This window comes from Sanguibacter antarcticus, assembly GCF_002564005.1.
Taxonomy (GTDB): Bacteria; Actinomycetota; Actinomycetes; order Actinomycetales; family Cellulomonadaceae; genus Sanguibacter; species Sanguibacter antarcticus.
This window is the reverse complement of the sequence record NZ_PDJG01000001.1, coordinates 2,142,187-2,159,272: the sequence shown is the minus strand read 5'-3', so window position 1 is coordinate 2,159,272 and position 17,086 is coordinate 2,142,187. Positions and strand designations below refer to the sequence as shown.

Sequence of the window (17,086 nt, the reverse complement as noted above, 5' to 3'; positions counted from 1 at the left end):
GCCCGTGCACCAGCCTGCGGCCCTTCGATGGCGCGCGACGACGAGAAGACGAGGACACCATGCCGATCCGCTACGCACCAGGCCCGGCGTCCGCGCTCGTGCAGCCTGGACGCGTGGTGGTCGTGGACCCGACCGTCGGGGCATCGGACCTTGCCCGGCTGTGGGACGTCCTCGAGCGACTCTCGCCGGGCGACGGGATGGCCGCCGTCCTCGACGCGGTGACGGGCGTCCTCGACCCGACCTGGAGGGCGTTGCCCGGGTTCTCGGTGGTCGTGCTCGTTGCTGGGGACCCTCTGGACGGTGACTCGACATCCGCCGCGCACGTCGCGTCTCGCGGCGAGCTCGAGGTGCACGTCCGTGCGTCCGAGGGCGAGACGGACGTCGTCGGGCGCAGCGTCACCACCTGGGTGGAGAAGCAGGTCGCGGGCGTGCAGACGATCGCTCTCGGACCTGGCGGCCCGGGCGCGGGGGAGTGCCTGCTCACGATCGTCAGTGGTATCGTCCCGGTCTCGACGCTCAGGTGGGACGTCGCCGGTGCTCCGCTCAGCGATACCGCTGCTGAGGCATCGAGTGACGTCGAACCTGCCGTGGCGGCAGACGCCCTGGTTGCAGAAGCCCCGGTCGCGGAGGCCACCGTCGAGCCGAATGCCGAGCCGGGTGTCGAGCAGAGCGTCGAGCCGGAGGAGGAGCCCGGTTCGAGGCTCGAGCCCGAGCAGACCTCGGCGAATCTTCCGGAGTTCGGGCAGACCCTCGCCGACGTTCCCGAGGACTGGCGCGCCGAGAGCAGCGACGCCAGCGACGCCAGCGACGTCAGCGACGTCAGCGACGCCGCCGCGGCGGAGACTGCTGACGGTCCAGCACACGACGAGTCTTCCCTCGACAGCCCGGAGCGCGCAGGCTCCGACACCGTCGACGTCGACCAGGTCGGCAGCGGCACCGGCACCGGTGCTGGCACGGAGACGATCGACGCCGTCGACGAAGCACCTTCTGAGGCCGACCTCGACGATCGCGACCTCGACGACTCGACGATCCTCTCGACGGCTGGACCGGTGGTTCCCGTCCCTGTGCGTGCCCGCTCGGTGCCGACACCGATGCCGCCCGTGCCACCTCCGCCGCCCGCCACAGGCGACGGTTCCCGCGAGACGCCCTCTGCAGGGGAGGGGGGTACGTACGGTGTCGTCGTCCCGCCAGCCCCGCCAGCCCCGCCAGCCCAGCAGCCCGCTGACCTGTCCGCGCCACCTGTCTCGGCGCCGCGAGGACCTGCGCCGCGGGCGCCGGAGATCTTGGCGCGGTCGTGCTTCTTCGGCCACGCCAACCCGCCGGTCCGGATGACGTGCTCTCAGTGCGGGGGAGGGCTGAGCCCGAACGCCCAGCTCGTCGAGCGTCCGTCCCTCGGTCGGGTGCGCTTCTCTCACGGGGAGGTTGTCGACCTCGTGCAGCCTGTCGTGGTCGGACGGTTCCCGATGCCGCAGTCGCGGCAGTCGCCGGGGCCTCGGCTCGTCACGGTGGTCAGCCCGAGCCAGGACATCTCGCGCTCGCACCTCGAGGTGCGCCTCGAGGGGTGGCACGTCTTGCTCGTCGACCTCGACACCATGAACGGCACGACCCTCGTGCGCTCCGGCCAGGCGCCCCGACGCCTGCACCCGCACGAGCCCACGCTCGTCGCGGAGGGAGACGTCGTCGATCTCGGCGACGGGGTCCTGCTCACGTTCGAGGGCATCGCATGAGCTCCCGGCGGCCTCCGTCGTCGCCGCCCGACATTCAGGGCTACGAGTTCCTGCGGGTCATCGGTTCCGGTGGGTTCGCTGACGTGTTCCTCTACCAGGAGCTCCGGCCGCGCAGGCAGGTGGCGATCAAGGTCCTGCTGCCCCAGTGGTCTGACGGCACCACCCGTGAGGCGTTCGCTGCCGAGGCAGATCTCATGGCGGCGGTCTCGAGCCACCCGTCGATCGTCACGATCTTCGACAGCGACGTCACGGACGACGGTCGCCTGTACCTCGCCATGGAGTTCTGCTCCCGACCGAACCTCTCGACCCGTTACAAGCACGAGCGTCTCGGCATCGCCGAGACCCTCCGGGTCGGTGCACAGATCGCCGGTGCGGTGGAGACCGCACACCGGTCGGGCATCGTCCATCGGGACATCAAGCCGGCGAACATCCTCGTCACGGACTACGGGCACCCGGCGCTGACGGACTTCGGCATCTCGGCGACGATCGAGCAGAGCGAGGCGGGCGCGGACGGGATGTCGGTCCCGTGGTCCCCTCCTGAGACCCTCACGGCGACCCCGCGCAGCGGTGTGACCGGTGACGTGTGGTCGTTGGCAGCGACGATCTACACCCTCTTGGCGGGGCGGTCCCCGTTCGAGGTCCCGGGCGGTGCGAACTCTCAGCGAGCACTCATCGAGCGGATCACGCACGACCCGTTGCCTCCGATCGGGCGGGGGGACGTGCCCGCCTCGCTCGAGCGCGTGCTCGCCGTGGCGATGGCGAAGGCGCCCGAGATGCGGTACCCGACGGTGCTCGAGCTCGCTCGTGCCCTGCAGCAGGTGCAGACGGAGCTCTCGTTCGCGACGTCGCCGATCGACATCCTCGAGGCACCGGTGGCCGTCGGGTCCCCGCGTCCGGCTGCGCTGCGGGACGCGTCGGACCCGGACGGGGTCGACGACGGGACACGGGTGCGCCTCGCTACCGACCGGTTCCACCCTGCGTACGGGGTGGTGCACAGCGAGACCCCGGTGCACGCACACCCAGCGGACGCGCTCTCGCCGAGCGCCTCACAGGCGTCTCACGACTCGACGTCGCAGGGCTACGGTTCGGTCGACGGCGTCCCGTACGTCGTTGTCGACCCGCGCCCGACGGGCTTCGTGTCGTTTCTCCGCCGGCCCCTCGTCCTCGTCGTCGTGCTCGCTGCGCTCGTCGGCATCGGCGGCGGTTCTGCGGTGTACGTCATGGTCGAGAGCATCGGCGGGAGCGTCCCGTCGAACGAGGTGCCGTCGCCGGCGGGCCTCTCGGTCACGACGGACGGGAGCGTCGCCGTGTTCGCCTGGTCGAACCCCGACCCGCAGGACGGCGACTTCTCCGCGTACCGTCCGGTGCTCGGTGCCGGAGGAGCGGACAGCGCCACCGATCCATCGACGCTCGGCCCGCTCAAGGCGACGTCGGCGCTCAGCGTGTCGGTCAGCACGTTCGGTGTCGATGCTGCGTGCCTCGAGGTCTCGATCGTCCGCAGCGGGCGGCTCTCGGCCAGTCCGGCCGTGCGGTGCCTCGAATGACAGTGTTCTTCGATAGAGTGCTGAAGCGTCCACGTGCGAAGGATCGCACCCACGAAGGAGTACCTGCGCGATGACGGAACTTGCGATCGAATACTGCGGCGAGTGGTTTCGCCCAGCCCTCGACGAACCGTTCGAGGTGGGTCGTGAGTCGGACCTGTCGGTCGACGACAACCCGTACCTGCACCGGCGGTTCCTGCGGATCACCCACACGGACGGCATCTGGTGGTTGGCGAACGTCGGTTCGCTCATCTCGGCCACGGTGTGCGACGCGAGCGGCGGTGTCCAGTCATGGTTGTCTCCGGGCAACCGTCTCCCCATCGTCTTCAAGACCACGACGGTGGTCTTCACGGCCGGACCGACGACGTACGAGATCCTCATGCACCTCGAGGGCTCGCCGTACGAGGAGGTCCTCACGGACGATCCTCAGATCGGCGAGACGACCATCGGGGTCATCGCGTTCACGACGAGCCAGAAGCAGCTGATCGTCGCGCTCTGCGAGCCGATGCTCAAGCGCGACGGTGCTGGTCTGAGCGAGATCCCGTCGACCGCGGAGGCCGCCAAGCGGCTCGGCTGGGCGACGACGAGGTTCAACCGCAAGCTCGACAACGTGTGCGACAAGCTCGATCGCCTGGGGGTCAAAGGACTGCGCGGCGGACCGAAGCAGCTGGCGACGAACCGTCGGGCCCGGCTCGTGGAGTACGCCGTGACCTCACGGCTCGTCACCTCAGCCGATCTCCCGCTCCTCGACGTCACGTCTGACGACTGAGCGCCGTGACGGGGCAGACACTGACGTTCCCGAGCGAGGCGTTCCCGGCGTACCCGCGGCTGTCGATGGCGATCCCGCAGGGGTGGGTGGCGCTCGCGGGCGTCGGGCTGCCGCTCGCGGCTGCACGAGAGGTGCCCGCAGGGCAGTTCCGGCCGAACGTTCTCGTCACCGTGCAGCGGTTCGGCGCAGGCCACACGCTGGCAGACGCGCGCAAGGAGGTGAACGCGCGGCTCAAGGACCTGCCGCGGTTCACCGAGACGCACCGGGAGAACGGCGCCGAGGTCCTCGGGGGTGCAGGCTTGCGTGTGGAGGGATACTTCTCTGACGGCAAGGGCGGGACCCTCGTCCAGGCGGTGCGCATGGCTGTGCTGCAGAGCGGCGCCGTCTCCGATGTGGTGCAGATCACGGGCACGTGTGCGGGCGTCCAGGTCGAGCCCGCGTTCGGCGAGATCCGTGACATCCAGGACAGTCTGGTCCTTCTCGACCCGACGGACTGACGAGCACGGCCCATCCATTATGTAAGATGGCGTATCCATCAGGCGAGATGTTTGCGAATCTGGTGAGCAGTGCGCGTCCACTTAGACTCAGAGCACCCCACCGAGAGATCCTCGGGATCCCAACCGGAAGGCACGAATTTCCGTGAGCACCGATCGTCAACTGCGTATCGCCATCGTCGGAGCAGGGCCGGCAGGCATCTACGCCGCTGACATCCTCTCCAAGACGGATCTCGACGTCTCCATCGACCTCATCGAGCGTCTTCCTGCCCCGTTCGGGCTCGTGCGCTACGGCGTCGCCCCGGACCACCCCCGCATCAAGCAGATCATCATGGCCCTGCACAAGGTCCTCGAGCGCGGAGACATCCGCCTGCTCGCGAACGTCGACTACGGCATCGACCTCAAGCTGGACGAGCTCCGGGAGTTCTACGACGCCGTCATCTTCTCGACCGGCGCCTTCACCGACGCGGCCCTGTCTATCCCGGGCGTCGAGCTCGACGGCTCCTATGGCGCAGCAGACTTCGTCTCTTGGTACGACGGGCACCCGAGCGTGGCGACGTCATGGCCGCTCGATGCCCGGTCCGTCGCCGTCATCGGTGCAGGCAACGTCGCTCTCGACGTCGCACGGATGCTCTCGAAGCACGCTGACGACCTGCTCGTCACCGAGATTCCCTCGAACGTGTTCGAGGGGCTCCAGGCCTCGCAGGTCACTGACGTGCACGTCTTCGCACGTCGTGGACCGGCCCAGGCGAAGTTCTCACCGCTCGAGCTCCGCGAGCTCGGCCACGTCCGCGACGTCGACGTGGTCGTGTACCCGGAGGACTTCGAGTTCGACGACGGGTCCCTCGCGGCGATCGGCTCGTCCAACCAGACCAAGCAGGTCGTCAAGACGCTCACCGACTGGGCCCTCAACGACCCGTCGACGTTCACCGCGTCACGCCGGCTGCACCTGCACTTCCTCCACGCACCCGCCGAGATCGTCGACGCCGACGGTGACGGCAAGGTCGACGGGCTGCGGACCGAGCGCACGGCGTTCAACGGTGACGGCACGGTCAGCGGCACCGGGGAGTTCCAGGACTGGCCTGTCCAGGCCGTCTACCGGGCTGTCGGGTACTTCGGGTCTGCGCTTCCCGAGATCCCGTACGACGACCGCAAGGGAGTCATCCCGAACGTCGAGGGCCGCGTCATGGACATCGACGGCCAGCAGGTCAGCGGCGTCTACTGCACCGGCTGGATCAAGCGTGGTCCGGTCGGCCTCATCGGGCACACCAAGTCAGACGCGTCGGAGACGATCCGCAACCTCGTCGCCGACGCTCAGGAGAGCTCCGACTTCGCGTCGGCGACCCAGCCCGACCCGGCCGCCATCACGGACTTCCTGCGCGAGCGGGGCGTCCGCTTCATCGAGTGGGACGGGTGGCAGCTGCTCGACGCCCACGAGCGCGCGCTCGGCGAGGCCCAGGGGCGCGAGCGTGTCAAGGTCATCTCGCGCGACGACATGATCGCCATCGCGTTCGGCGAGACCTCCGCGCCTGCCTGAGCGATCGCAGCCCGCCTCGTCGTCCGCGCGAAGCCTGCCTGACGGACGCCCGCCGCCCTCGTGATCGTTTCCCTCGCCGGGAACGGACGCGAGGGCGTGCGCGTTGCACCAGGTAGGCGTACGACGGGAGCAGGAAGGATCGCGCAGATGGGGCACAGACACTTCAACGGGCTCAAGACGGCCCTGCTGTTCGGGATCATGTGGGCGTTCTTGCTGGCGCTGTGGGCGGTCGTCGGGCAGGGCAGCACCGGGACGCTCGTCCTGTTCTGCGGGCTCGGTCTCGCGGGAACCGCGTACGGGTACTGGAACTCTGACAAGATCGCGATCCGCGCGATGCAGGCGCGACCGGTGAGCGAGATCGAGCAGCCGCAGATGTACCGGATCGTGCGCGAGCTCTCGACCGCTGCGCGCCAGCCGATGCCTCGTCTCTTCGTCTCGCCGACGGCCTCTCCGAACGCTTTCGCGACCGGCCGCAACCCTCGCCATGCTGCCGTCTGCTGCACGGAGGGGATCCTGCGGATCCTCACGGAGCGTGAGCTCCGGGGCGTGCTCGGTCACGAGCTCATGCACGTGTACAACCGGGATATCCTCACGTCCTCGATCGCGGCCGCCTTCGCAGGTCTCATCACGGGTCTCGCCCAGATCATGCTCTTCTTCGGTGGTGGCCGAGACCGCGGGGGAAACCCGTTCGCGGCTCTGCTCATGGTCTTCCTGGCCCCGGTCGCAGCGATGCTCGTCCAGCTCGCCATCTCGCGGACGCGGGAGTACGACGCCGACGAGGACGGCTCCCGGCTCACCGGTGACCCGACGGCCCTCGCGTCGGCCCTGCGCAAGCTCGAGTCGGGGACGCAGAAGCAACCGCTGCCGGCGAACCGCGATCTCGTCAACGTCTCGCACCTCATGATCGCGAACCCCTTCCGTGCAGCCGGCGTGAGGCGCCTGTTCGCGACGCACCCGCCGATGGCCACGCGCATCGAGCGCCTCGAGCGGATGGCTGGCAGCCAGGGGGGCCGCGGGATCCAGGACGGTCCCATCACCCGGTACTGACCGGGTCCGGTGCGCCGGGTGGAGCCCGCGTGGCCGTTCTACCGCAGGGTCTCGAGCGCGCGGGCCACGCCGTCGTCGTCGTTGCTCGCCGTGACCGAGCCGGCCTCGGCGAGAACGTCCGGGTGCGCGTTGGCGACGGCGAACGACGTGCCGGCCCATCGGAGCATCGGCAGGTCGTTGGGCATGTCGCCGAAAGCCCACACCTGGGACGCGTCAACACCGTGGTTCGCGCACCAGCGGGCAAGGGCAGCGGCCTTCGTCACGCCCAGGGGTGTCATCTCCGCGAGCCCCAGGGCGCCGGAGTAGGCGAGGTGCACGCGGTCGCCGACGGTGGACTCGACGAGGGCGAGGAACGCGTCGTGCGTCAGGTCGTCGGCGCGAGCGATGAGCTTCCCGACCGGCTCGTCGAGCGCGTCCTGCACCGCACGGCGAGGAGTCCCGGGACCGACGACGTAGTCCGGGGTCGCGTAGTGCGGGTCCACGAGGTCGCCCGATGCGCGCTCGAGCCCGAACGCGATGCCCGGGACAGCGGCACGCAGCTCGTGGACGACCGTCGTGAGGAGATCCGTCTCGAACCCGGTGAAGTCGATGGTGCGCCGGGCCGCCACATCGTAGAAGCACGCGCCGTTGAGGCAGATCGCGGTGCCGTGCCCACCGACCGCGTCGGCGAGCTCGTCGAGCCAGCGGGGTGGACGGGCTGTGACGAACAGGACGGGAGTCCCGGTCTCCTCCAGCCAGGAGACGACGGCACGGGTGCGCGGGGAGAGGGTCCCGTCGGACCGCAGGAGCGTGCCGTCGAGGTCGGTCGCGACGACCCGCGGTCGCGAGGGGGTCCCCACGTCAGCGGTAGTTGGTGAACTGCACCGCGAAGTCGAGGTCGGCGCCCTTGAGCAGCGCCTGGATCGTCTGGAGGTCGTCGCGGGACTTGCTCGTCGCGCGGACCTCGTCGCCCGTGATCTGGGTCTTGACGCCCTTGGGGCCTTCTTCGCGGATGATCTTCGTGACCTTCTTCGCGTTCTCGCCCGCGAGCCCTTCCTTGAGGGTCGCCTCGAGGCGGTACTCCTTGCCGGAGAGCTTGGGCTCGGTGTCGCCGGTGTCCAGGTGCTTGAGGGAGACACCGCGCTTGATGAGCTTCGTCTGGAAGACGTCGAGGATCGCGAGGACGCGCTCGTCGGAGTTGGCGATCATGACGATCTTCTCGCCGCTCCACGCGATCGACGCGCCGATGTTCTTGAAGTCGTAGCGCTGAGCGACCTCTTTGACCGCCTGGTTGAGGGCGTTGTCGACCTCTTGGCGGTCGACCTTGCTGACGATGTCCATCGATGAGTCGGCCATGGTGGGGCTCCTAGAACGTAGTGGGCTGCGGCTGAGACCACCGTATCGGATGCTGCCCTCCGCCTGTCTGCTGGTCAGGCACCCTCTGAGGCCTCGTCGAGAGGCTCGCGGGGGCTCGCCGGGGCACGGCCGCGTCCGGCGAGCCTGGACGCGCGTACGGCCCGCAGAGCATCGACGGTGAGGATCGCCAGTGCGAGCCAGACGAGGGAGAAGCCGATCCATCGCACGGTGGGCATCGCCTCGTGGAAGACGAGCACACCGATGAGGAACTGCATGATGGGGGCGATGTACTGGAGCATCCCGATCACACGGAGCGGAAGCACCCGGGCCGCCGCTCCGAAGGAGAGCAGGGGGAGCGCGGTGACGATCCCCGCGGACGCGAGCAGCAGCGCATGGCCGGTGCCCTCGGTACCGAACGTGCTCGTGCCCTGGACGGTCAGCCAGAGGATGTAGCCGAGCGCGACCGGGGCGAGGACGGTGGTCTCCACCGCGAGCCCGGGGAGCGCCGCGACGTCTCGGCCGACCCGGTTCTTGATGAGGCCGTAGACGCCGAACGAGGCAGCGAGCCCGAGCGAGATCCACGGGACCCTCCCGAGCCCGGCGGTGATGACGACGACCGCGACGGCTCCGAACGACAGCGCCACCCACTGCGCTGGTCGCAGGCGTTCCTTGAGCACGACGACGGCGAGCAGGACCGTGACGAGCGGATTGATGAAGTAGCCGAGCGCCGCGTCGACGACGTGGCCCGTCGTGACGCCGTAGACGTAGATGATCCAGTTCACGGCCACGAGGACGGCCGCCACCGTGAGGGTGCCCACGAGGCGCCGGGACCGCAGGATCCGCGTGTAGGCACCGAGCTGGCGGGTCAGCCCGAGCAGGAGGGCGCAGAAGACGAGGCTCCACACGATGCGGTGCGCGATGATCTCGAGCGCGCTCGCCGGCTGCAGGAGGGGGAAGTAGAGCGGCAGCGTCCCCCACATGCCGTAGGTCGCGATCCCGACGACCAGGCCTGCCCGGTGCGAGAGAGGAGCCGCTGCGCGAGGTGCGGGCGTGGAACCGGGCTGTGTCACGTCGTCACTCTACGGCGAGCCAGGGGCCTGCCCGGTCGGGCACGAGCGCTCGATTTCCAACCACGCGTCCGCTCTTGTAGTATCGGTTCGCTCCTGCAGAGTGGGTAGCGCGGCTTGCCGTGCGTCCCTCGACGACGGAGAGTGCGAGGCAGGTTGCCCGAGCGGCCAAAGGGAGCTGACTGTAAATCAGCCGTGTAATGCTACGTGGGTTCGAATCCCTCACCTGCCACACGTGCACAGACGGTCAGAGGGCGTCATCTGCGGATGGCGCCCTCTGACGTGTCACCCGGTTCCGGAAGGGCTGGAGCAGTACAGGTGTCCTCGACGCGGGAGTCGAGGAACGTCCTGGTGTGATCTCCGTCGCACGGTTCGGACGGCGTGCGGCCCCTGGCCGTGAGCCGATTTCGTTCTCACGGCGTTTCGCATGTAAAGTTTCCCGCGCTGCCCCCGTAGCTCAGTGGTAGAGCGCAGTCTTGGTAAGACTGAGGTCATGGGTCCGATTCCCATCGGGGGCTCTGTTGGTGTCGTGCTGTCGGGCGTGGGAATATTGTTCCTGCGCCCGATGTTTCGACATCGATGCGGCGGGGTAGCTCAGTTGGTCAGAGCGCACGGCTCATAATCGTGAGGTCGCGGGTTCGAGCCCCGCCCCCGCTACCAGTACTGAAGAGAACGCGTGCCGGCCGGCGGTGCGCGACAACGAAGCACGTTGCGCCCCCGGCGGCGCGAGAGGTGGCAAGACCGTGGCTAGCAAGAGCTCAGACGTTCGCCCGAAGATCACGATGGCATGCGTTGACTGCAAGGAGCGCAACTACATCACGAAGAAGAACCGTCGGAACACCCCCGACCGGCTCGAGCTCGCGAAGTTCTGCCCGCGCTGCAGCAAGCACACCTCGCACCGCGAGACGCGCTGACCTTCCCGGTCGAGCACGTACTGCGATGACCTCCGTCTCCGTCAACCTCGACTTCGTCGGGCGCGAGTATCCGGCAAACGCCCCGTACTCGGTTGGGCGCGAGAAGATCCGCGAGTTCGCCGCAGCAACAGGTTCAACCCACCCCGCGCACCACGATGTGGTCACTGCGCGGGGTTTGGGCTATCCGGACGTCATCGCCCCGGCGACGTTCGCGGTGATCGTCGCGCAACGCGCCGAGGCCCAGTACATCGAGGACCCGAGCGCCGGGATCGACTTCTCCCGCGTGGTCCACGCAGACGAGCGGTTCACGCACCTGCGTCCGATCGCTGCGGGCGACGAGCTGGTGACCGTGCTCACCGTCGTGTCCATCACCCAGCGCTCAGGCCTCTCGATGATCACCACGCGGTGCGACATCAATGCTCTCGGAGCCAGCGTCCCAGACGATGACGAGACCGCAGCCCCCACGAGCAGCGACGATGCTGCCGGGCTCGAGCTGGTCTCGACCGTCGTGTCCACCCTCGCCGTGCGGGGAGAACGGCTGTGAGCGCCCCCGTCGGTCGGCCCGACGTGACCTCGCTCGCGGTCGGAGACGTCATCGGGACGCGGACCATCCCTGTCGACCGGGCGCGTCTCGTCCGATACGCAGGAGCGAGCGGCGACTTCAATCCCATCCACTGGAACGACGGCGTCGCCAGCGACGTCGGGCTCCCCGGTGTCATCGCGCACGGCATGTTCACGATGGGAGCCGCGGTCACGCTCGTCGCCGAGTGGGCCGCAGACCCTGGCGCGATCGTCGACTACCAGACCCGCTTCTCCCGTCCCGTCCCCGTGCCGGCGCGCGGCGAGACGCAGATCGAGGTCGTCGGGACGGTCGGATCGATCGACCTCGACACCCAGACCGTCCGGATCGACCTCACGGTCACCCACGACGGCGCACGGGTCCTCGGCAAGTCACAGGTGCGCGTCGCGCTCTGAGCCTCACCGCGTGACGGTCGTCGAGACCTCCGCCCCACACTGGTGCGACCGTTCCCGGCGCGCCTTCCCTTTCGCCAGCGCCGGACACGACGTACCGTTGAGCAGCAACGGACACGGGCGTCCGGACAGTGCGACACGAGGGGAACCTCCATGGGACGCGACGCAGACGACCTTGCCGGGCACACGCACTGGCGGCGCGCCGTCGTGCCGCCGACCGAGAGCGACGTCCCGATCGCACCGGACCGCTCGACACTGAGCCGCAGGACCTTCCTCTCCGTCGGTGCAGGGACGCTCGGTCTCGCCGCGCTGGGGATCGGAGCCGGTGGAGCGAGCGCAGCACACCTGCCGCCTCCGAGCGACACCGCGCTCTTCGGCACGGGGCTCCCCGGGGCCTATGCCTTCCTCGACGTCGCGTCCGACGCCTACCCGGAGATCAACACCGGTCCACGGCTCGCTCAGAGCTATGCCGATGAGCTCGGCCTCTTCTCTACTGCGTTCGTCTACGACACCGCGCTCGCGATCTGCGCCTACCTGGCGGGCGGGAGCGAGCACCGCGCGTCGGCCCGAGCGCTCGGTGACGGCCTCGTCTATGCGCTCGAGCACGACCCGGTCTACTCGGACGGCCGTCTCCGGCAGGCGTACAACGTCGGCCCTTACGTGTTCTACGACGGGACGCCGCAGCCGTACGGTTTCGTCCTGCCCGACGGCGCCGCGAACGTCGGTTCCCAGTTCGGGTTCCTCGGGACAGCGGTGGGCGACATGGCCTGGTCCGGGATCGCGCTCTTGCAGCTGTACGAGACGACCCGCGACTCCCGCTATCGCTCTGCTGCTGTGCGGATCGGTGAGTGGATCACGACGAACACATGGTCGACGAGCCCGCTCGGCGGCTTCTCCCTGGGGGTCGACGGGGCAGACGTCTCGCTCCCCAACGCCTCGACCGAGCACAATATCGACTGCGTGAGCCTCTTCACGCTGCTGCGTCGCTGGACCCGTGACGACCGGTGGGACCTCGCCGCGGGCCACGCTCGTGCGTTCGTCCTCGGGATGTGGAACGACGTCGAAGGGTACTTCTACACGGGGACGAACGACGGCGCGGCCGTGAACCCGTCGCCGATCCCGCTCGACCCTCAGACGTGGAGCTGGTTGGCTCTGCGGTCGACCGACCACGCGGAGGCTCTGGACTGGGCGGTCGAGGAGCTCGCGGTCACCGACTCTGCAGCGGTCGAGAACTCACAGCTGCCGTCGGGCCTCCGTCTGTCCGGGGTGACGTTCAGCTCTGAGAGCCTCACGTCTCTCGCGAGCTACAACGGGCTGCCCGTCGACCAGCAGGGTGTCTGGCTCGAAGGCACGGCCCAGCTGGCGGCGGCCCTCGCGGACCGTGACCACGAGGGTGGCGGGACGGGGGACCGCCCCTGGGCTGCGAGAACACCGCGTCCCGGCGGGAGCGTCGAGGTGCGCGCGCTCCTGGGAGAGATCAAGCGTGCGCAGGGTGCGCTCGGCGCGGGTCAGGTCATGGGCGGGGTGGCGTTGCCAGAGCGCAGCGGGATCGTCGCGGCCTCGAGTCTTCTCGACTCGGGCTTCGGCTTCGGGTACTTCCAGGTGCAGCACGTCGGTGCCACGAGCTGGTACGCGATGGCCGAGCAGCACGCCAACCCGTTCCAGCCCGGAGGGCTCTGACCCTCAGGTCAGGCGGGTGGGCCGGTCGTCGTCCCGAGGACGAGCTCGACGTCGAGCATCGTCGTGCCTGCCTCTTCTCCCGCGAGGATGCTCGCGACGGCGCGGCCGAGCGCGGCGCCCTTCTCCGCGAGAGGCTGCTTGACCGTGGTGAGGACGTCGGAGCCGAGCCAGGGGAGATCGATGCCGTCGAACCCGGCGACGGACACGTCCTCGGGGACGCGCAGACCCAGCTCGCGCGCACCGAGCATGACTCCGGCTGCGAGCAGGTCTGACTGCGCGACGATCGCGGTGGGCCGTTCGGCGGGGTCGGGGTAGCGGGCCGGGGAGAGGATCTCGAGAGCGGCCGTCCTGCCGTGCTCGACGAGCGACGCCTCGGCCTCCCAGCACAGGACGGGGGCGACCCCAGCGTCGTGCAGACCTTGGAAACGGTGCAGCGTCGGGGTCCAGTCGATGTCCTCGAGCCGCAGGTCGGTGACGACCCCAGACCGCCGGGTCGCACCGAACGGGAGGCTCACCACCGCGATGCGCTCGTGCCCCACGGTGGTGAGGTGACGTGCGAGCGCTGCTGTGCCCCCACGGTCGTCGATGCCGACGAGCGGCGCGCCGTCGACAGGGCGCCCCTCACCGATGACGACGGGGACCCCACGACGGACGAGGGCGTCGAGCGTCGGGTCGTCGCGATGGACTCCCCAGATGAGGATGGCGACGTCCATGCCGGCGGTCTCGACGAGCGGGTCGACGACGCGGCGCCCGTCGTCGGTGAGCCCGCCAGGGATGAGCAGCACGCCCAGGCCCAGGGAGCCGAGCGTGCTTGCGAGCCCGTCGAGCACCTGGACGGAGACGGGGTCGCGAAAGCTGCGCCGGAGCCGGTCGCCGATGACGACCCCGACGACGCCGGAGCGCCCTGACCGAAGCTGTCGGCCCAGCGGGTTGGGCCCTCGGTAGCCGAGCTCCTCGGCAGCGGCGAGGACCTTCGAGCGGGTCTTGTCAGAGATGGGGCCCGAGCTGGAAAAGGCGAGGGACGCCGTGGAGAGTGACACACCTGCGGCCCCGGCGACGCTCGCGAGGGTCGGCTTGTGTGTGGACACTGGGTATTCCTCGCTCTTCATCCGATATCTGATTGACGGAAGCCGTCAGCGTACCTGAGAATTGAGGTCAGCCCTCGAAACGATTCGATATCGCGGAGGTCTGTCATCGAATCGATTCGAACACGATAGGACACTGCCATCAAGGCCTCGCTCGCCCCCGACCCCCAGGTGCACCGCGCCCGGGTAGCTCTCCTCGGACTCTTCCTCGTGCTCGGCATGAGCATCTCCAGCTGGCTCGCCCGGCTCCCCTCCGTGCGCGACGCGCTCGGCCTCACCACCTCCCAGCTCGGCATCGTGCTCCTCGCCGGCGCCATCGGCTCCCTCATCGCCGTGACGATGGCCGGCAGCCTCGTCCAGCGCTTCGGTGGACGGACGATCCTCACCGTCGGAGCCTTCGGCATCTTCGTCGCCTTCCTCCTCGAAGGAGTCGGGCCCACCATCGGGTCCGTCCCTGTGCTGGCCGTCGGCATCTTCCTCAACGGCGCCGCGGTCGCCCTGACGAACGTCCCCCAGAACGTCGAGACTGCAGCGGTCGAACGACGCATGGGCCGCGCAGTGCTCCCGCAGTTCCACGCAGCCTTCTCCATCGGTGCCGTCCTCGGCTCGCTCGTCGGGGCGGCCTGCGCGTGGCTCGACGTGCCCCTGCTCGTGCAGTTCAGCGTGACCGCCGTCGTCGTGACCGCGTGGCGCCTCGTGGCGATCCCCCGCGTCGTCCTCGACACCCACCTCACCGACCACGTCCGCTGGGACCGCGCCACCACGACGCGGGCGGTCCGCGTCCGCAAGGCCGAGATCCGCGCCGGCATCCTCCAACCGGCCCCCGGCACCACCGGCGCACGCGCCGCGCTCGGAGCCCGCCGCTCCCGGCTCGGGTCCGCCCTCGGCGCCTGGCGCGAACCACGAACCCTCTTCATCGGGATCGTCGTCATGTCCGCCGCGCTCTCCGAGGGGTCCGCGAACAACTGGCTCCCCATCGCCGTCGTCGACGGGTTCGCCCAGACCGAGGCCGTCGGCGCCTTCGTCTTCGGCATCTTCGTGACCGCGATGACGCTGGTCCGCCTCTTCGGCACGAGGCTCATCGACCGGTACGGCCGGGTGGCGGTGCTCCGCGCGTCGGGAGTCGTCTCGATCGTCGGTCTCGTGCTCTTCGGGTTCGCGCCCACGCTCTGGCTCGCCGGTGCCGGTGTCGTCCTCTGGGGCATGGGCGCGGCGCTCGCGGTCCCGCTCGGCATCGCGGCAGCGTCGGACGATCCCCTCCGCGCCGCCGCACGGGTCTCCGTCGTGTCGGCGTTCGCGTCGATGGCGTCCCTCGCCGCACCCCCGCTGCTCGGGCTCGCCGCAGAGAACGTCGGAGCGCGCCACGCCCTGACCTTCATCGTCGTGGCCATGATCGCCGGTCTCGTGTTCTCCAAGCACGTCGCCAAGATCGCCGAGCCCGAGGCGGTCCGCACAGACGCCCCCGACGCCCCCGACGCGGCGGACGAGCCAGACTCCGACGGCGTTCTTCTCGACCGCCCCGAGCCGACCCTTGTGCCCGACGTCGCGCCCGCGCCAGTGCCGGTGCCAGTACCTGTGCTCGTGCCCGCGCCCGTGATCGATCTCGCCACCGTCGTCCCCCACGAGAAGGAACGAGCCTGCGTATGAGTGCCGAGGTGCGCGCTGCGCGGAGCGTGCGGCACGCAGCGAACGCGGTCTACGCCGTCTTCTTCCTCAGCGGGTTCAACTTCGCCAGCTGGGCGTCGCGGATCCCGCTCGTCCGTGACCTCCTCGGGTTCGACCCCGCGCAGATGGGGCGGCTCGTGCTCGTCGCTGCGGTCGGGTCGATCATCTCTCTGCCGCTGGCCGGGTGGATCGTCGAGCGGGTCGGTGCCCGCCGGGCCATCGCTGCCTTCGCCGTCGTCAACGTCGTGGGCTTCGTGCTCGCTGCGTGGGGAGTGGTCGACGGCTCGCTGGTACCCGCGGCTGCCGGGCTCTTCCTCGCCGGGGTCGGTATGGGCGTGTGGGACGCCGCGATGAACCTCGAGGGGGCCCTGGTCGAGCAACGGCTCGGGAGATCGATCATGCCGCGGTTCCACGCGAGCTTCTCCTTCGGGACGATGGCCGGTGCGGCCGTCGGCGCCCTCGCCTCGCGCGTCGACCTCTCGCTCCTCGTGCACATGGCGAGCGCCGCAGGCATCTCGCTCGTGCTCGTCCTCGTCGCCGTGCGCTTCCTCCTCCCCGACCGTGACGAGGCCGCGACGGGCGCAACGGCGGGAGGGGCGCTCTCCGTGGACGGCACCGCCGGCGGGGCGAGCCTCGCCCCGGCGAAGCACAACCCGTTCGGCGCATGGCGCGAGCCCCGCACGCTCCTCCTCGGGCTCGTGGTCCTCGCTGCTGCCCTCACCGAGGGAGCAGCGAACGACTGGCTCTCGATCGCCGCTGTCGACGGATTCGAGGTCAGCCACGAGGTCGGTGCCATGGCGCTGTTCGTGTTCCTCACCGCGATGACCGGGATGCGTCTGCTCGGAACGGCCCTGCTCGACACCCACGGACGGGTCGTGGTCCTGCGGCTCTCTGCCGGTCTTGCCTTCGTCGGCATCCTCGTGTTCGGGCTCGTGCCCTGGCTTCCTCTGGCGCTGGTCGGGGTGGTGCTCTGGGGGATGGGCGCCGCGCTCGGGTTCCCCGTCGGGATGAGCGCGGCGAGCGACGACCCGGTCCGTGCAGCGGGGCGGCTGAGCGTCGTCGCGACCATCGGGTACACCGCGTTCTTCGCTGGTCCTCCTGTGCTGGGCGAGCTCGCCCAGCACATCGGATACCGTCATGCGCTCCTCGCGATCGCGCTCCCCGTGGTCCTGGGGCTCCTCGTGGCGCAGGTCGCGGCGCCACCACCCGAGCGCACGACAGGTCCCGAGCGCGAGGCGCGCGCGGCGAACTAG

The 17,086-nt window shown here is 69.5% G+C and carries 16 protein-coding genes and 3 tRNA genes; 15 read left to right on the top strand and 4 right to left on the bottom strand.

The features are described 5' to 3' along the window. Window positions 1-59 precede the first annotated feature (59 nt). The 6 genes from ATL42_RS09890 to htpX all read left to right on the top strand — a co-directional run bounded on the left by ATL42_RS09890 (window position 60) and on the right by htpX (window position 7,115). Window positions 60-1,727 (top strand): FHA domain-containing protein, encoded by a 1,668-nt coding sequence (locus tag ATL42_RS09890; RefSeq protein ID WP_098455194.1) that lies wholly within the window; start codon window positions 60-62, stop codon window positions 1,725-1,727. Further along, complete coding sequence (locus ATL42_RS09885; protein ID WP_098455193.1) at window positions 1,724-3,271, top strand: serine/threonine-protein kinase; 1,548 nt, start codon at window positions 1,724-1,726, stop codon at window positions 3,269-3,271. The genes ATL42_RS09890 and ATL42_RS09885 overlap by 4 nt, the downstream gene beginning before the upstream one ends. 70 nt (window positions 3,272-3,341) lie before the next feature. Then, window positions 3,342-4,037 (top strand): hypothetical protein, encoded by a 696-nt coding sequence (locus tag ATL42_RS09880; RefSeq protein WP_098455192.1) that lies wholly within the window; start codon window positions 3,342-3,344, stop codon window positions 4,035-4,037. Window positions 4,038-4,042: 5 nt separating this feature from the next. Continuing rightward, window positions 4,043-4,534, top strand: a complete 492-nt coding sequence (locus ATL42_RS09875) for a hypothetical protein (RefSeq protein WP_098455191.1) — start codon at window positions 4,043-4,045, stop codon at window positions 4,532-4,534. Between the two features lie 142 nt (window positions 4,535-4,676). Beyond that, window positions 4,677-6,068 carry an FAD-dependent oxidoreductase gene (locus ATL42_RS09870; RefSeq protein ID WP_098455190.1) on the top strand — a complete coding sequence of 464 codons (1,392 nt, stop codon included), beginning with the start codon at window positions 4,677-4,679 and terminating at the stop codon, window positions 6,066-6,068. 147 nt (window positions 6,069-6,215) lie between these two features. Beyond that, window positions 6,216-7,115: a zinc metalloprotease HtpX gene (gene htpX, locus ATL42_RS09865; RefSeq protein ID WP_098455189.1), complete on the top strand. Its 900-nt coding sequence runs from the start codon at window positions 6,216-6,218 to the stop codon at window positions 7,113-7,115. Window positions 7,116-7,153: 38 nt separating this feature from the next. Here the strand turns inward: htpX and ATL42_RS09860 are convergent, their stop codons facing one another. The 3 genes from ATL42_RS09860 to rarD form a co-directional block, all read right to left on the bottom strand. Beyond that, window positions 7,154-7,954 (bottom strand): HAD family hydrolase, encoded by an 801-nt coding sequence (locus ATL42_RS09860; RefSeq protein WP_098455188.1) that lies wholly within the window; start codon window positions 7,952-7,954, stop codon window positions 7,154-7,156. 1 nt (window position 7,955) lies between these two features. Next, window positions 7,956-8,450 carry a YajQ family cyclic di-GMP-binding protein gene (locus tag ATL42_RS09855; RefSeq protein ID WP_098455187.1) on the bottom strand — a complete coding sequence of 165 codons (495 nt, stop codon included), beginning with the start codon at window positions 8,448-8,450 and terminating at the stop codon, window positions 7,956-7,958. A gap of 74 nt (window positions 8,451-8,524) precedes the next feature. Further along, window positions 8,525-9,520 (bottom strand): EamA family transporter RarD, encoded by a 996-nt coding sequence (gene rarD / locus ATL42_RS09850; protein WP_281254296.1) that lies wholly within the window; start codon window positions 9,518-9,520, stop codon window positions 8,525-8,527. A gap of 147 nt (window positions 9,521-9,667) precedes the next feature. Here rarD and ATL42_RS09845 point away from each other — a divergent pair. The 7 genes from ATL42_RS09845 to ATL42_RS09815 all read left to right on the top strand — a co-directional run bounded on the left by ATL42_RS09845 (window position 9,668) and on the right by ATL42_RS09815 (window position 13,083). Continuing rightward, window positions 9,668-9,749: transfer RNA gene (locus ATL42_RS09845), tRNA-Tyr, on the top strand. Between the two features lie 214 nt (window positions 9,750-9,963). Beyond that, a tRNA-Thr gene (locus ATL42_RS09840) sits at window positions 9,964-10,035 on the top strand. 65 nt (window positions 10,036-10,100) lie between these two features. Continuing rightward, window positions 10,101-10,177, top strand: a tRNA-Met gene (locus ATL42_RS09835). An 83-nt stretch (window positions 10,178-10,260) separates the two neighbouring features. Further along, the gene (gene rpmG / locus ATL42_RS09830; RefSeq protein WP_098455186.1) at window positions 10,261-10,431 is read left to right on the top strand and encodes a 50S ribosomal protein L33; all 171 of its coding nucleotides are present in this window, start codon (window positions 10,261-10,263) and stop codon (window positions 10,429-10,431) included. A gap of 25 nt (window positions 10,432-10,456) precedes the next feature. Beyond that, the gene (locus tag ATL42_RS09825) at window positions 10,457-10,975 is read left to right on the top strand and encodes an FAS1-like dehydratase domain-containing protein (protein WP_098455185.1); all 519 of its coding nucleotides are present in this window, start codon (window positions 10,457-10,459) and stop codon (window positions 10,973-10,975) included. Continuing rightward, complete coding sequence (locus ATL42_RS09820; RefSeq protein WP_098455184.1) at window positions 10,972-11,406, top strand: MaoC family dehydratase; 435 nt, start codon at window positions 10,972-10,974, stop codon at window positions 11,404-11,406. Before ATL42_RS09825 ends, ATL42_RS09820 begins: the two co-directional genes overlap by 4 nt. A 150-nt stretch (window positions 11,407-11,556) precedes the next feature. Next, complete coding sequence (locus ATL42_RS09815; RefSeq protein ID WP_245862393.1) at window positions 11,557-13,083, top strand: Tat pathway signal sequence domain protein; 1,527 nt, start codon at window positions 11,557-11,559, stop codon at window positions 13,081-13,083. Window positions 13,084-13,091: 8 nt separating this feature from the next. Here ATL42_RS09815 and ATL42_RS09810 read toward each other — a convergent pair whose 3' ends face one another. Next, window positions 13,092-14,171: a LacI family DNA-binding transcriptional regulator gene (locus tag ATL42_RS09810; protein WP_098455183.1), complete on the bottom strand. Its 1,080-nt coding sequence runs from the start codon at window positions 14,169-14,171 to the stop codon at window positions 13,092-13,094. A 168-nt stretch (window positions 14,172-14,339) separates the two neighbouring features. On the opposite strand from ATL42_RS09810, the gene ATL42_RS09805 reads away from it, so the two are divergent. Together ATL42_RS09805 and ATL42_RS09800 are read left to right on the top strand one after the other, a co-directional pair. Continuing rightward, window positions 14,340-15,815 (top strand): MFS transporter, encoded by a 1,476-nt coding sequence (locus tag ATL42_RS09805; protein WP_342748126.1) that lies wholly within the window; start codon window positions 14,340-14,342, stop codon window positions 15,813-15,815. Further along, window positions 15,812-17,086: an MFS transporter gene (locus ATL42_RS09800; RefSeq protein ID WP_098455182.1), complete on the top strand. Its 1,275-nt coding sequence runs from the start codon at window positions 15,812-15,814 to the stop codon at window positions 17,084-17,086. The genes ATL42_RS09805 and ATL42_RS09800 overlap by 4 nt, the downstream gene beginning before the upstream one ends.

Bases quoted from the DNA above. Each gene is read 5' to 3' on its own strand.
- ATL42_RS09890 (WP_098455194.1), top strand. From the start codon at position 60: ATGCCGATCCGCTACGCACCAGGCCCGGCGTCCGCGCTCGTGCAGCCT.
- ATL42_RS09885 (WP_098455193.1), top strand. From the start codon at position 1,724: ATGAGCTCCCGGCGGCCTCCGTCGTCGCCGCCCGACATTCAGGGCTAC.
- ATL42_RS09880 (WP_098455192.1), top strand. From the start codon at position 3,342: ATGACGGAACTTGCGATCGAATACTGCGGCGAGTGGTTTCGCCCAGCC.
- htpX (WP_098455189.1), top strand. From the start codon at position 6,216: ATGGGGCACAGACACTTCAACGGGCTCAAGACGGCCCTGCTGTTCGGG.
- ATL42_RS09855 (WP_098455187.1), bottom strand. From the start codon at position 8,450: ATGGCCGACTCATCGATGGACATCGTCAGCAAGGTCGACCGCCAAGAG.
- ATL42_RS09825 (WP_098455185.1), top strand. From the start codon at position 10,457: ATGACCTCCGTCTCCGTCAACCTCGACTTCGTCGGGCGCGAGTATCCG.
- ATL42_RS09815 (WP_245862393.1), top strand. From the start codon at position 11,557: ATGGGACGCGACGCAGACGACCTTGCCGGGCACACGCACTGGCGGCGC.
- ATL42_RS09800 (WP_098455182.1), top strand. From the start codon at position 15,812: ATGAGTGCCGAGGTGCGCGCTGCGCGGAGCGTGCGGCACGCAGCGAAC.